This window comes from Streptomyces cyanogenus (genome assembly GCF_017526105.1).
Taxonomy (GTDB): Bacteria; Actinomycetota; Actinomycetes; order Streptomycetales; family Streptomycetaceae; genus Streptomyces; species Streptomyces cyanogenus.
The window spans coordinates 4678197-4691073 of record NZ_CP071839.1 but is presented as its reverse complement, the minus strand read 5'-3'; the positions used below and the strand labels follow the sequence as shown (position 1 = coordinate 4691073).

At 72.9% G+C, this 12877-nt stretch carries 14 protein-coding genes and 1 pseudogene; 5 read left to right on the top strand and 10 right to left on the bottom strand.

Translation table 11 applies throughout. The features are described from left to right. Window positions 1-60: 60 nt before the first annotated feature. Together S1361_RS21095 and S1361_RS21090 are read right to left on the bottom strand one after the other, a co-directional pair. Window positions 61-2307: a transglycosylase domain-containing protein gene (locus tag S1361_RS21095; protein ID WP_208033364.1), complete on the bottom strand. Its 2247-nt coding sequence runs from the start codon at window positions 2305-2307 to the stop codon at window positions 61-63. Between the two features lie 796 nt (window positions 2308-3103). Next, on the bottom strand, window positions 3104-3583 hold the full coding sequence (locus S1361_RS21090; RefSeq protein ID WP_208033363.1) for a DUF1877 family protein: 480 nt from the start codon (window positions 3581-3583) through the stop codon (window positions 3104-3106). Window positions 3584-3941: 358 nt separating this feature from the next. Between S1361_RS21090 and S1361_RS21085 the strand changes: the two genes are divergently transcribed. Further along, window positions 3942-4574: an RNA polymerase sigma factor gene (locus S1361_RS21085; protein ID WP_208033362.1), complete on the top strand. Its 633-nt coding sequence runs from the start codon at window positions 3942-3944 to the stop codon at window positions 4572-4574. 88 nt (window positions 4575-4662) lie between these two features. Then, entirely contained in the window at window positions 4663-5502 is an 840-nt protein-coding gene (locus S1361_RS21080; protein WP_208033361.1) for a hypothetical protein, read from the top strand. A 104-nt stretch (window positions 5503-5606) separates the two neighbouring features. On the opposite strand, the gene S1361_RS21075 is transcribed toward S1361_RS21080, so the two are convergent. The 4 genes and pseudogenes from S1361_RS21075 to S1361_RS40350 form a co-directional block, all read right to left on the bottom strand. Beyond that, the gene (locus S1361_RS21075) at window positions 5607-6032 is read right to left on the bottom strand and encodes a PRC-barrel domain-containing protein (RefSeq protein WP_208033360.1); all 426 of its coding nucleotides are present in this window, start codon (window positions 6030-6032) and stop codon (window positions 5607-5609) included. 35 nt (window positions 6033-6067) lie between these two features. Then, window positions 6068-6634: a PRC-barrel domain-containing protein gene (locus S1361_RS21070; protein ID WP_208033359.1), complete on the bottom strand. Its 567-nt coding sequence runs from the start codon at window positions 6632-6634 to the stop codon at window positions 6068-6070. Next, window positions 6631-6777 carry a hypothetical protein gene (locus S1361_RS21065; protein ID WP_208036979.1) on the bottom strand — a complete coding sequence of 49 codons (147 nt, stop codon included), beginning with the start codon at window positions 6775-6777 and terminating at the stop codon, window positions 6631-6633. The genes S1361_RS21070 and S1361_RS21065 overlap by 4 nt, the downstream gene beginning before the upstream one ends. 158 nt (window positions 6778-6935) lie before the next feature. After that, window positions 6936-7091, bottom strand: a pseudogene (locus S1361_RS40350) (SSI family serine proteinase inhibitor); the annotation flags it as partial. Window positions 7092-7243: 152 nt separating this feature from the next. On the opposite strand from S1361_RS40350, the gene S1361_RS21055 reads away from it, so the two are divergent. Beyond that, the gene (locus S1361_RS21055) at window positions 7244-7852 is read left to right on the top strand and encodes an SUKH-4 family immunity protein (protein WP_208033358.1); all 609 of its coding nucleotides are present in this window, start codon (window positions 7244-7246) and stop codon (window positions 7850-7852) included. 98 nt (window positions 7853-7950) lie between these two features. Here S1361_RS21055 and S1361_RS21050 read toward each other — a convergent pair whose 3' ends face one another. Beyond that, a complete protein-coding gene (locus S1361_RS21050; RefSeq protein ID WP_208033357.1) occupies window positions 7951-8325 on the bottom strand; it encodes a hypothetical protein in 375 nt (124 codons plus the stop codon). A 374-nt stretch (window positions 8326-8699) separates the two neighbouring features. On the opposite strand from S1361_RS21050, the gene S1361_RS21045 reads away from it, so the two are divergent. Beyond that, complete coding sequence (locus S1361_RS21045) at window positions 8700-9017, top strand: hypothetical protein (RefSeq protein ID WP_208033356.1); 318 nt, start codon at window positions 8700-8702, stop codon at window positions 9015-9017. Window positions 9018-9091: 74 nt separating this feature from the next. Here S1361_RS21045 and S1361_RS21040 read toward each other — a convergent pair whose 3' ends face one another. The 3 genes from S1361_RS21040 to S1361_RS21030 form a co-directional block, all read right to left on the bottom strand. Next, a complete protein-coding gene (locus S1361_RS21040) occupies window positions 9092-10381 on the bottom strand; it encodes a hypothetical protein (protein ID WP_208033355.1) in 1290 nt (429 codons plus the stop codon). Between the two features lie 66 nt (window positions 10382-10447). After that, window positions 10448-10945 (bottom strand): SigE family RNA polymerase sigma factor, encoded by a 498-nt coding sequence (locus tag S1361_RS21035; protein ID WP_208033354.1) that lies wholly within the window; start codon window positions 10943-10945, stop codon window positions 10448-10450. A 158-nt stretch (window positions 10946-11103) separates the two neighbouring features. Beyond that, window positions 11104-11979, bottom strand: coding sequence for a hypothetical protein (locus S1361_RS21030; RefSeq protein ID WP_208036703.1), 876 nt, complete (start codon window positions 11977-11979; stop codon window positions 11104-11106). A 226-nt stretch (window positions 11980-12205) separates the two neighbouring features. Here S1361_RS21030 and S1361_RS21025 point away from each other — a divergent pair, with 226 nt between their 5' ends. Beyond that, window positions 12206-12859, top strand: a complete 654-nt coding sequence (locus S1361_RS21025) for a MerR family transcriptional regulator (RefSeq protein ID WP_208033353.1) — start codon at window positions 12206-12208, stop codon at window positions 12857-12859. Window positions 12860-12877 lie beyond the last annotated feature (18 nt).

Genomic DNA, 12877 nt, shown 5'->3' with positions numbered 1-12877 from the left:
CGGGCGCCTTCGCCCGTCCCGCGCCAGGCCGGCGTCGGTCCCGAGGCCGTCGGCATGCGCTCACCGGCACTTGTGGGGGCGGCACTTGGTGCGGTGGGTGGGCGCGCCGGGTGCGGGGGTGGTGGTGGTCGTCCCCTTGCCGGTCCTGCCGGTCTTGCCGGGGCGCTTGTCGGGTGTCGCCGAGGAGGAGGGGGAAGGGGAGGGGGACGGAGCGCCGGGCTGGTCGGTGCCGTGGCCGAGGGGGGCGGGTGCCGGGAAGGGGGCGACGGGCAGGGAGGCGAGGGCGTCGCGCATGTACCGGGTCCAGATCTCGGTGGGGATGTCGCCGCCGAACACCTTCTGCAGGCCGCCGACGCCTGCCATGGACTGCAGCTGTGGGTGTTGGGAGTCCTCTCGGAAGAGGACGACGGAGGTGGAGAGCTGCGGGGTGTAGCCGATGAACCAGGCCGAGCGGTAGTCGTCGGTGGTTCCCGTCTTGCCCGCGGCGGGCCTGCCGAGGGCCTGGGCCTTGGTGCCGGTGCCCCGCGCTGTGACGCCGCGCAGTACGTCGGTCACGTTGTCGGCGACCGTCGCCGGCAGGGCCCGTACGGGGGCGGGGGCGGTGAAGCCCGGCAGCGTCGAGCCGTTGTGGACCACCTTGGTCACCGAGTACGGACCGGCCTGCACACCGGAGGCGGCGAAGGTGGCGTAGACGCCTGCCATGCGGATGGCGCTCGGTGTCGAGGTGCCGATGTAGAAGCCGGCGCTGGGGGCGGCCAGGCTGTCGGGGCGCAGGCCCAGGGCTTGCGCCGTCCTCGCCACGTTCCGGTACCCGACGTCCTCTCCCAGCTGCACGTACGGCGTGTTGACGGACTGCTCCATCGCCTTGCGCAGGGAGATGTACCCCCAGCGCTGCGTGGTGTCGTTGCGCTGGTGGAGGAGACCGGTGGGGTCCTTGTCGTCCGTGACGTAGTTGCCCTGCTGGTCCTTGATCCTGATGCCGTCGTCGCCGTTGAACTTGCTGGCCGGGGTGATCGGCGCCGGGGGCTTGCCGGGTTGCAGTACGGCCCCGTGCCGGAGCGCGGCGGCGAGGACGACGGGTTTGAACGTCGAGCCCACCGGGACGCCGGAGGTGTCGGCGTTGTCGGAGTAGTGGGCCCGGTCGAAGCCGGGGCCGCCGTAGACGGCCAGGATCCTGCCGGTCCCGGGGTCCACCGAGGCGGCTCCGACCTGGACGTTCCGGTCGACGGGCCGATGGGCGGGGTCGAGTCGGCGCTTGCGTACCGCCTCGACGGCGCGGGCCAGTTCCGTCGTCCTCTTCCTGTCGAAGGTGGTGTGGATCTGGTACCCGCCCCGGCTCAGGCTGCTGTCGGTGATGGTGCGGTCGTGCGTCTGGGCGTACGACCTGGCCAGTTGGACCAGGTAGCCGGTCTGGCCGGTGAGCCCCGAGCCGGGGGCCCACTTCCTGGGGGCCGGGAAACCCGCGGCCGCGTACCGGGCGCGCTGCTGCGGCGACAGCCTGCCGGTCTCCACCATCCGGTCCAGCACCCAGGACCAGCGTGCCTCGGCCCGCTTCCTGGCCGTGGGGTCGGAGTCGGCGTACTGGAAGAGGCTCGGCTCGTTGACCGCGGCGGCGAGAAAGGCTCCCTGGCCGGCATCGAGCTTCTCCACCGGCAGGTCGTAGTACACGCGTGCGGCGGCCTGGACGCCGTTGGCCTGGCGGCCGAAGTAGCAGGTGTTCAGATAGCCCTGGAGGATCTCCTGCTTGCTCATGGAGGCGCCGATCTTGGACGAGATCAGCAGTTCCTTGAACTTGCGGGAGAGGGTCTGGGACTGGTCCAGGTAGGTGTTCTTGACGAACTGCTGGGTGATCGTCGAGCCGGACTGGACGGAGTCGCCCCGGGCCATGTGGACGACGGCGCGGAGGATGCCTTGCGGGTCGACGCCCGGGTCGGTGTAGAAGGAGGCGTTCTCCGCGGCGATGAAGGCTCCCTGTACGTCCGCGGGCACCTGCGCCAGGCTGACGTTCTGGCGGTTGACGCTGCCGTCGGTCGCCAGGACCGTGCCGTCCGACCAGTAGTAGACGTTGTTCTGCAACAGCGTCGTGGGGTTCGGGTCGGGGATGGTGACCGTGGCGTAGGCGTAGCCGACGGCGGCTGCCGTGCCGCCGAGGAAGAGCAGGAGGAGTGCCAGCAACTGGCGGATGGACGGCAGCCAGCGGCGCGGTCCGGTCCGGCCTCGGCGCGGGTAGTCGATCCAACGTTTCTGCTGGGTCGCCCGCTTCCTCCGTCCGGAACGCTGCGGCGGTCGGCGACGGTGTCCGCTCATGGTCTCGGATCCCTGTCTCTCAGTACCACTGCGTGGTTTCGTGCGGTGCCGGCTGCTGAAGGGGGGCGGAACCCGCGGGCGCACCCCACCGCCTCCGCGGCCTCGGCCGGCACGGCGGCGTGGACGCCCCCGGGGATCATCAGCAGCCGCGCCGCGCGGAGCGCCTGGCGCTGGCGCCGGCCCGAGGAAGCGACGAAGACGGCCCGCACCGGTCCGCTCGCCCCTGGCTGCGGTCCTGGGCCGGGAGGCCCGGGCGTGCCCGGCTCCGAAGACGGCTCCGGGAACGGCACGGTGAGCACGTCCCCGTGGGGGGAGCCCCACGGGGACGCGGCGGGGCTCGGCCCGGCTGGGTGGAGGGGTGTGCCGGGGCGGTGGGGATCCGTGGCGACGAGGGGATCCACGGTGGCGTGAGGGCGCGGGACGACGAAGGGGTCGGTGACGACGAGGGGATCCGCGGTGACGCGGGGGCCCGGCCCCGTCGCCGGGGGGTGGGCCGTGGGATGCGTCCACTGCGCGGGGGGCACCGGGTCCCAGGCAGGCGCGGGCGTGCCGGTCGTGAGGCCGCTGCCGTACTCATCGCCGTAGGCACCGGCATACGCGTACCCGGCGCCGGCGTACGGGTCCTCGCCGTACGCCTCGCCTCTTCCGTCCGTCCCCTGCACGCGCTGTGTCCCCTGTCCTGGCCGACCGACGCGGTCGTCCCCATGGAAAGAGCGCACGGGGCCGGAAGTGTTACACCCGAGCCCGGTGGGGCCGGGGGGAGCACGCGGACGGGGGCTTGCGCGCGCTCCGTGCCTCAGGCTGCCGGCACCTTCACCACCGCGTCCCCGGACTCGGCCGTCTGTGCGTAGAACGCCCGCAGCTCCTGGTGTGCCGCCGCGAACGCACTCCACGTCTCGCGTTCCGCGGCGGGGCCGCCGTAGCGCGGCAGCAGCTCGTCACGGGCGAACGCCCACAGCGCGTCGAAGTCGGCCGTCGTCAGGAACTCGGCCACCCGGCGCGCCTGGGCCGCCGTCAGCACGAGGAACGGCGGCTTGTGCCGGTCGGGCCGGAACAGCGGCCGGCCACCGAGCACCACCTGGCTCTGGGGCCGGTCCCCGGCACCCTGCGCGGGAGCGCCGGCGTAGATGCGTTCCTGGTCCGGGTAGCGCTTGTCCAGCACCTCCTCCCGGTGCCGGGAGGCGTCCGCCTCGTTCTCGAACAACCGCTCCAGCCAGGTCGCGCTGTTGCGCAGTGCCGGGGGCGGCACCGCTCGCAGGCGGAGATTCGCACTCATGCCAGAAGGAGCGCACGAGGATGCCGGAGCATCACAGGTCCGGCGGACCCGTCCCTCTCCGTGCCGTTCACGGGGGGAGTGGGCGACGGCACGGAGAGGGATCCGGGATGGGTCACGGAGCCGACGGGCGGTCGCCTCGCGCGGTGTGTTGCCGCAACCCGTATCAGCCAGCGCACGGGTGGCGGGAAACGTCACCCGGCCGGACCGCGAGCCGGTCCCGGCGCCGACGTGAGGGGCCGGTGGTGCGTTGTGACACTTCTGTGAGGACGGACGCTGGTCACCATGGGGGCCGTCGCTGCGACCGGAGCACGGCGGGCAGCACGGACTCGCTGTGAACCAGGTACGAACGAGGACGGTCTTGGGCCAGGTACGGCAATCCCGGCGCGTACAGGCGTACGACGGGGAATTGGGCGCGGCGGTCGCGCGGGCCCAGGGCGGCGACGAGACGGCTTTCGCGGTCGCCTACCGGATCGTGCAGCCGGGTCTGCTCGGCTACCTGCGCGGACTCGTCGGCGACGACGCGGAGGACGTGGCCTCAGACGCCTGGCTGGAGATAGCCCGTGACCTCGGACGTTTCCGGGGGGACGGGGCCGGGTTCCGCGGCTGGACCGCGACCATCGCCCGGCACCGGGCACTGGACCATGTCCGTCGCCAGCGCGTGCGCCCCCGGGCCGGCGGGACCGAGCAGGACATACTGCACCTGGCCGGCCGCCACGACACCCATGACCAGGCTCTGGAGTCCCTCTCCACCGGGCGGGCCCTGGAACTGGTCCGCGGGCTGCCGCCCGACCAGGCCGAGGCCGTGCTCCTGCGGGTCGTCATCGGCCTGGACGGTCCCGCCGCCGCACGCGTCCTCGGCAAGCGCCCGGGAGCGGTGCGTACGGCCGCCCACCGCGGTCTGAAACGCCTGGCCCGGCAGCTGGGCGTCAGCGGCGAGCCGGGCGAGGGTGTGACGGATGAGGCCTCCCGAGCGCTGGGGGAGTCGAAATGAACGGCAACGGCGACATCGGGCGGGCGCAAAGGCACCAGACGCAGTACGCCGACCGGACCAGGGCTGTCGGACAAGAACGGAATCGGACATGGGTGAACGGCTGAGCGGCAACGGGGTTCGGGGCCGCAGACGTGTGCACCCTGGTGACGACGCCGGGTCCGGACCGTGGGACGCACCCGACCTCGCCGCCCTGGAAAGGGTGCTGGCCTCCGTCATACGCGACGGCCATCTCGACCCCGAGGCCGAGCGGCGGGCCCTGGCCACCTTCCGGGACGCCCACGCCGCGGGCGTACCCGCGGCGCGTACCCGACGCCGGGACGACTGGCGCCCGGCCGCGCAACGGCGTGCCCGCCGGTCCGTGAAGCTGACGTTCGGCGCGGTCTTCGCCAGCCTCGCCCTGGGCGGGGTCGCGGTCGCGGCCATCGGTTCCGCCGGCTCGTCCACGGACGACGACGGTGCCGGCCGGCCGAGCGCGCGCCCGTCGGCGGTGGTCCCGGACCGGCCCGGCGGAGGGGATTCGTCGGCGCCCTCCGCCGGCTCCGGCGCGACGGACCGCCCGGCCCCCGCCCACGACACCGAAGCCCACTGCCGGGCCTACGAACAGGTCGAGGACCGCGGCAAGGCGCTCGACGCGGCTGCCTGGCGGCGGCTCGTCGCAGCCGCCGGCGGGAAGGACAAGGTCCCCGCGTACTGCTCCGAGCAACTGGCGCGGGCCACGGCCGAGCCGAGCAGGTCCGCCGGCGCGGACAGGTCCGGCAAGGGCGGCGCGGCCGGCGGCAACGGTACGGCGGGGAATGCCGGTGCCTCCGGCAACGACAGGTCCGGCAACGGCTCCGGTGGCACGGACAACGCGGGGAACGGCCAGGTGAGCGGCGGCGGAAACGGCGGCAGTGACGGAAGCGGCGGAAACGGCGGGAAACACAAGTAGCTCCCGCTCCCGGCCGCCGGGGCCGTGCCCGGACCCCGCCCGCACTTCTCGTCAACCGCTCCTCGGAGAAACCCCTGAACGGCAGGCTGGGGCTTGTTCCGGCCTCAGGCAGGGTCGGCGCGCACCACCATGGCGTAGGAGCCGAGTCCCATCAAGCGCGCGCCGGCGATCTCGCCGAGGGCGGTGTACAGCGTGAGGATGCGACCGGAAACAGGGTCGAAGGCGATGTCCCTCACTGTTCCGTGCTCGACACCGTGCTCGGTCAGTACCCGGCTCCCGAGTGCCCGGTGATGGGCAGGGACACGGTCCTGTCCCTGCTCGGCAGTGACGCGCGAGCGGACGATCACCGCGTCCGGGCCCACTGCCTCCACGGCGCTCCAAGCCAGCTCGGCGCGGTCGGCCGCCCCGGACAACCGCACCGCCGCCACCGTGGCGTCGTGTGCGTCGACGGTCAGGTCGGCCACCTTGCCCACGCTGGTCGCGTCGTCGGCTGTGATCACCGGCAGGCCGAAGGCCTGGGAGAAGAGCATCGCGAGTCTCCTTCGTCGGGCGGAGCGGCGCCGGGTCAGCGTTGCCGCGTGTGAGTGAGGAAGGCTTCGACCTGGGCGGCGAAGCTGGGCAGGTCGTCGGCGATGAAGCGCTGTGCCTGCGCCGGTACGACGAGGGCCTCGCCGGAGACGGCCAGTGACTGGCCGCGCGGCACGAACACCTTGCGGTGCCGTCGGTCGAGGTTGTCGTTGGCGGCGACCTCGAAGCCGACCACCCGACCGCTCGTCCCCGTCTCGATCACCACGTCCGCCACGGTGCCGATGTCGGTGCCCTCCTCGGTGAGGACCGGCGCACCCAGGACTCGGCCACGATCGGCTTCGCCGCGTCCGACGACCGCGTCCCGGTCTTCGAGGAGGGCCTGGCTGACGATCATCACCGCCGACGGGCCGACCGCGTGCACATCGGAGAAGCGAAGGCTTTGTTTCAGCGGTCCGGCCAGCAGGCCGCGCCCACTGAGGGTGAAGCCGGTGATCCGGCCCGCCGGCCCGTCGAAGACGACGTCCTTGATCTGCGCGACCGCTTCCCCGCCGAGTGTCACCACCACTCGTCCGGACAGTTCGGAGGCGAGTACGAGCGTGTTCACCGTCCGCCTCCCCGGCCGACGCGCCCGCGGTTGACCGCGATCACCGTCCCCGACCGGCGTCGTGCCTGAACGAGGACCACCGCCCCGGCGAGCAATGCCACCGCCGCGACGAGGGCGACCAGCCAGATCCACCACATCGTCATCCACCTCCCTGCCGTCGGTCATCCGTCGTGACCGAAGATGCGCTCAGCGACCTCTCCGTGGTCTCCGGTTGCCCTCTGTGCCGGCGGACACGCCTGACTTCGGAACGGGATGCCGGCCGTCCCGGGCCGCAACGCCGCCCGCACACCGAGCACTTGGTCTACTCGGACGCCCGCAGGCAGGAATCGGCGTACGTGTGCCCGTAGTTCGCGCGCTTGCCACGCCGTACGCCCTGTGCGGTGACCGCGACCGGGCGGTACTCCTTCGTGCAGTACGGCGGCCCCGCCTGTGTGCCGAGCGCGGACAGACGGTCGAAGTCCCCGCCCGCGGTTTACGTCATGAGGGCACGGCGGGCGGGGCGGAGCCGGAGTCGCCGGAAGCGCCTCGGTCCGCGAAGCTGTTGTCACCGCTTCCGTCCACCAAGAGTCCCACGGCGCCCGTGCCGCCGCGGAGTCCGGAGTCCTGGCAGTGCTTTTCGACGTCACCCGCAGCGAACTCGTCGACATCTTCGGCGAGGACCGGCTCGCGACCATCCCCGCCGGCGCCTTCCCGCCCGCCGCCGCGGACACCGAGGGCGCCCGCCTCCTGCAGCACGTCGGCGTCCCCACCGGGACGCTCCTGCTGCGTCAGCCCGACGCGGACGACGGCCTGTTGCCCCTCGTCCAGGACGTCGTCCACCTTGAGGAGTCGGAGGACGTCCCCGAGGGTGCGGGTGACTGGCCCGTCATCGGCTGGCTGCTCGACGCGCACCTCGCCCTCGATCCCGTATCCGGCACGGTGCACGCCTTCGGCCCCGACGAGGAGACCGTGCGGGAACTCCACACGGACGTCTCCTCCCTCGTCCAGGTCACCCTCCGGCTCCAGCGCCTGCTCGAAGAGTTCACCTTCGGCGGCGACGAGGAGGCCGAGTTCGAGCGCCTGGACGGCGAGGTCGACCGGATCCGTGCGGAGACGAGCAGCATCGACCCGCTTCCCTTCCAGGACGACGAGAGCGTCTGGTCGGTGGTGGCCGATGAGATCGCCATGGGTCAGCGCTTCAAGGGCGACAGGCCGGGAGCCCGCTCGCTCCACGGGTGATCGTCGGCCGGTGCGCCCGCGAAGCGGACGACCATGGTCCCCAGGGGTGCCTCCAGGCCCTCATGCCGAGCGGCCGGTCTGGTGGCCAAGACGGCGTCTCACTGGTCGAAGTAGCTGAGATCGCCTACGGTCCATGCGCTGACGTCCTTGATCGCGACGCGGTACATGCCGCCCGTCTCCGGGATACCGAGGCTGCCCTGCAGGATCCGGGCGAGGTGAAAGTGCAGATGCGTGGGCGGCTCGCCGCGACCCGGTCCGCTCCCCCGCGGACCGCGGGCGAAGACGTCCGAGAACGGGCGGAGCCGGTCCGAGTCCTTCAGGACCTCCGCCACCCGCTCCCGCCACACGGCCTCGGGAGCCAGCCGACCGGTGATCACGGCACCGCCGACGACAACGGTCAGGGACATCTGATTGCTCCGCTCGGACTCCACCGCGGCGGAGATGGCGACCAGCAGCTCATCAGGGTTCGACATGACAGCAGAGCTTATGCGGCCCGCGCGCGCCCGGACCCCCCGCGGGGCGGGAAGCGGTCGCGCGGGCGACGGGAGGCGGCGTCTCCCCGCTCCTCCGAGAGCCGATCGCGGCCGAATTCCTCCCCGGCTCCGGCTGAACAGGCGGACGCGGGCCGGGGCCGGAACGCCGTCCGGCGGCCGAAGGAGTCCCTGGCCACCAGCGGTGGCGGCAGACCCGTGCAACCGCGCAGACCTTCCTCTCTCCCCTCTTCGCCCGGCCGGCCCGAGGCGTCGCGTCGTCGCCCGTCTGGAGGATGCCGGGATGCAGTGCGCGTGCGGTTCCGTACGGTCGGTTACAGGGTCGGGATGTGCCTGGCCGCACGTCAGGAGGGTCCATGCGTCGCATCGGCTCGTCACTCGCCACACTCGGCGCCGCCGGGGTGCTGGCTTTCGCCGTTCCGTCCTCGGGGTTCGCCGCGAACGGGTTCCTCGTGATCGACGGGGTACGTCACGACAACCCGACGGGCTGCTTCGAGATACCCCGCCTGTCGACCGTCTTCAACGTCACGGACAAACCCGCCCTGGTCCACGACGTCCCGGGCTGCGCCGGCACGTTCGTCCGGGTCGTCCCTCCCGGACTGGCGGTGCAGGTGCCCGGGACGCACAGCGTCTTCGTGGGTGAACCGGCGGTGGACCTGCTGCCTCCCGCGTGACGGCCCGAGCGTGACGCCGATCGGTGGCCGCGCCGCTCCGCCGAGCCGTTCCCGGTGTCCGGGCCCGCCGTCGCTCAGCCCGTGAAGTACTGCTGGTCGCGGGCGATCGTCAGCAGCTCGGCCATGCCGAGCGCCGGCCGCGGGCGGGTCACCGGGCCGCTTTCCGCGTAGGAGTTGACCTCCCGCACCGCCACCCGGCGGCCGTCCGGATACAGGATGTCGACCAGCCACACCACGGCCGAACCACCCTTCTCCGACGGACCCTTGACCTTCTTCACCTTGGTGCCGTCGGCCGACGTCGTGGCCTCGCAGTCGCCGTCGGTTCCGGCGCAGCCCATGTGCCCGGCCAGGAAGGCGGTCATGCCGTACTGCGCGTCGACCTCCACCATGTTCTTGCCCAGGCCGTCGTCGTAGACGAGCTGGACCAGACCGTCGCCGGCGTTCACGTCGGTGACGGTTCCGCGGTGCGGCAGGTGCGACTTCAGTACCTCGGTCATCCGGGCCCCCGGCACCCGGTGCCCGGCGGCGGAGGGGCCGGGGGACGGGGAGTCCTCCGGGGCCGGCAGCGCGGCGATCGCCTCGTCCCAGGCGGGGCTGCGCACGATGGAGGCCAGCTGGGCGGTCGACAGCAGGGGGTCGGCTCCGCCGGACGAGTTCTTCTCACCGCCCCCGCCGAACTCCTGCACGGTCAGCTGGGCGCCGTCGGCGGTGGTGAACACGACGTACCAGCGCTTCTGCCCGGTGTGGCTGTTGGGGTAGGTGAACGACTTGGTGGTGCTGAGCACCGCGCCGCCGGGCAGCTTCTCGGTCGTGCACGTGTCGTACGGGCGTACCTCCACCGGGAGGCAGCCGCCCTCGCCCTGCTGGTCCGCGGGGGTTTCGGGGTCCAGCCGCGTGATGTCGAGGCTGATGCCGGAGGACCCCTTCGCCGTGGAGTAGGTGAGCTGGGCGGTGGGCCGGACGAGGGGACCGTCCGTCCGGGAACCCCTGCCCGAGGCGTCGGAGACGGTGCCGCCGGGCGGCAGCAGGCTCTTGAGCGTGCGGACCATCTCCTGCCCGCTGACGGACGACACCCGCCGGGAGGACTGCTCGGTGGAGTGCCCGGAGGCGGGGGGCCTCGACTGCCCCGCCGAACCGTCACCGCCCCGGCCGCCGAGGGCGTGCGTGGCCAGCAGGGTGCCGCCCGCGGTGACCAGCGCGCAGGCCGCCGTCGCGGCGGCGACCCGGGTGGCTCGGATCAGCCGCATCCGCCGGCCCCGCGCGACGGAACGCCGCACCAGGTCGGCGGAGTGGGGCGGGAACTCGCCGGCCGCACTGCTCATCGCGCGGGCCAGCCGTTCCCCGAGGTCCTCGTGGGATGACATGGTGGATCTCCGTTCGTCTGGGCGTCGGTCGGACCCGGGGCGGGCAGCGCCGCCGGGCCGTGCTCGTCATGCGGCCAGGTCGGCCAGCTCATCGCCGAGCAGAGCGCGCAGCCGCTCCAGGGCGCGCATGCTCCGGGTCCGAACGGCTCCCGGCGACAGTCGCAGGACCTGTGAGGTCTCCTCCACCGAGCGGTCCTCCCAGTAGCGGAGCACCAGCACGGCACGGTCCTTGGCCGTCATCCGGGCCAGGCCGTCCAGCAGGGCGATCCGCAGCTCGGCGTCCCGTGTGGGACCGGCCGTCTCCGGCAGCCGGTCGCTGGGGCGCTCGGTGGAGCTGCGGCGGCGGCGCTGGGACAGGAAGCTGCGCACGAGCACGGTGTCGGCGTAGGCCACCGGCGATTCCACGCGGCTGATCCGCCGCCAGGACCGGTACATCTTGGCGAGCGTCTCCTGCACGAGGTCCTCGGCGAGGTGCCAGTCGCCTGTGAGCAGGCAGGCGGTCCGGAACAGCGGCCCGCTGCGGGCGGCTGCGAACTCCAGGTAGTCCGCGGGTGCTTCCCCCACCGTGTGTCCTTTCGTGGTCGGACGTCACCTCTTACACGCGGTGGGGGTGCCTCCGCGTCACGCGCCTGCCGGAATCCGTCGCACCGGGAGGAGGATCCGGACCGATCAGGCCGGCGACCGTGCCGCCGGGCAGGTGGTGACCTACGCGCCGGAGCCGGTCACGCCCCGGGCTCCCGGGGTGCGGCGGTCCGCAGGGAGCCGTACGTGCCGACGACGGCGGCCAGCAGGATCAGACCGGCCGCCCCCAGCGTCGTCGCGTCCGGGTGGACCAGCGGCCGGCCCCGCAACGCCTGCCAGAGGACCAGCGCGAAGACCGCCGCGTACGTCGCCGACGCGAGCAGCACCAGGCGCAGCCGTACCCGGTCGTGGGCGAGGCGGGTGAAACGGGGTGCGAGCACGGTCAGCGCCATGACCAGCGCCGGCAGGAGTTGCAGCGCGTGCATGCCGACGAAGTGCGGGATCCGCAGGTCGCCGCCGGTCGTGGACCAGCCGGTCAGCGGCATCGAGGGGCCGCCGTCCGGCACGCCCACGCTGTGCGCGCCGATCACCTTGGAGACCCCGCGCCGCTGCCCCGGGGCGGGCCGGGTCATCAGGAAGCCGACGGCGGCGCCGGCCAGGGCCAGGACGATGCCGGAGCGGATCGCCCAGGCGGAGGCGCGGTCGGCGATCCGGGTGCGCAGCAGCAGCACGGCGATGACGAGCGTGGCGGCCCACAGGATGACGACCGTGACGGCCATCGCCTGGAACAGGGCGGAGTCGAAGGGGGTCGCCTGGTTGAAGTGGCTGCGCCTGCCGCGTGCGGCCTGCCCCGTGATGATCAGCATCTCGACCAGGCTCGCCAGTGCGACGACGGTCCCCGCCCACCAGGCCAGGCGCCGGCCGCGGGGGAGCAGGGACAGCATCCAGGCGAGGGAGAGGCTGTACGCCACGAAGGAGACCGAGAACTTCAGCGGCTTGGCCCAGACCGGCGCGCCCACCAGGACGCGGTCGTCCACCACGAGTCCCACCGCGCACAGCACCGCCGTGACCGCCATGACCGCCGAGAACAGCACCAGCGGGCGGTGCCAGGACCGCCACGACTGCGCGGGCGACCCCGACGGCGCGGGGCGCGAGGACGTGAGTAAGGCAGGCATGACTACCCCCGTGAGTGAGAGGACCAGCAGAGTGGATAGTGGCACTATCCGCTATCCGATAGCCCCACTATCTATCATGGAGGTCCTGCCGGCAAGGGCAGGGCGGAGGCCGAGGAGTGAACCGGCAGTGCGTATCGGGGAGTTGAGCCGGCGGACCGGTGTGCCGGTGCCGACGATCAAGTACTACGTCCGGGAGGGGCTGCTGCCCGCGGGCGAGCTGACGAGCCGTAACCAGGCGAGCTACGACGAGACGCACGAGCGCCGGCTGCGGCTGATCCGTGCCCTGCTCGACGTGGGGGGCATGAAGGTGGCCGAGATCGCGGACGTGCTCGCGGTGGTCGACGACCCCCAGCGCCCGCTGCACAAGGTGCTCGGCGCGGCGGCGGGCCGGGTCGGCGGCGGGGACGCCGAGGAGGAGGACGCCGAGTCGGCGGCCGCCCGGGACGTCGTCGACCGCCTGATCTCCCGGCGCGGCTGGCGGACGAACACGGCGAACCCCGCCGCCGCCGACCTGGCCAGGGCCCTGGCCGCCATGGCCCGGCTGGGCCACGGGGCGTTCGCCGACCTGCTGGACGCGTACGCCGACGCAGCCGAGGAGGTGGCCCGCGCCGACCTCGCGTACGTGGACCGGCAGCTGGCGGTCGAGGACATGCTGGAGGGCGTGGTGATCGGGACCGTGCTGGGCGAGGCGGTGTTCAGCGCGCTCCGGCGGCTGGCCCATGTGGACGCCTCTGCGAAGCTCTACGGCGACAGCGGGCCGCACGAGCGCGGGACGAGCTGAACCGCGCGGAAATCTGTC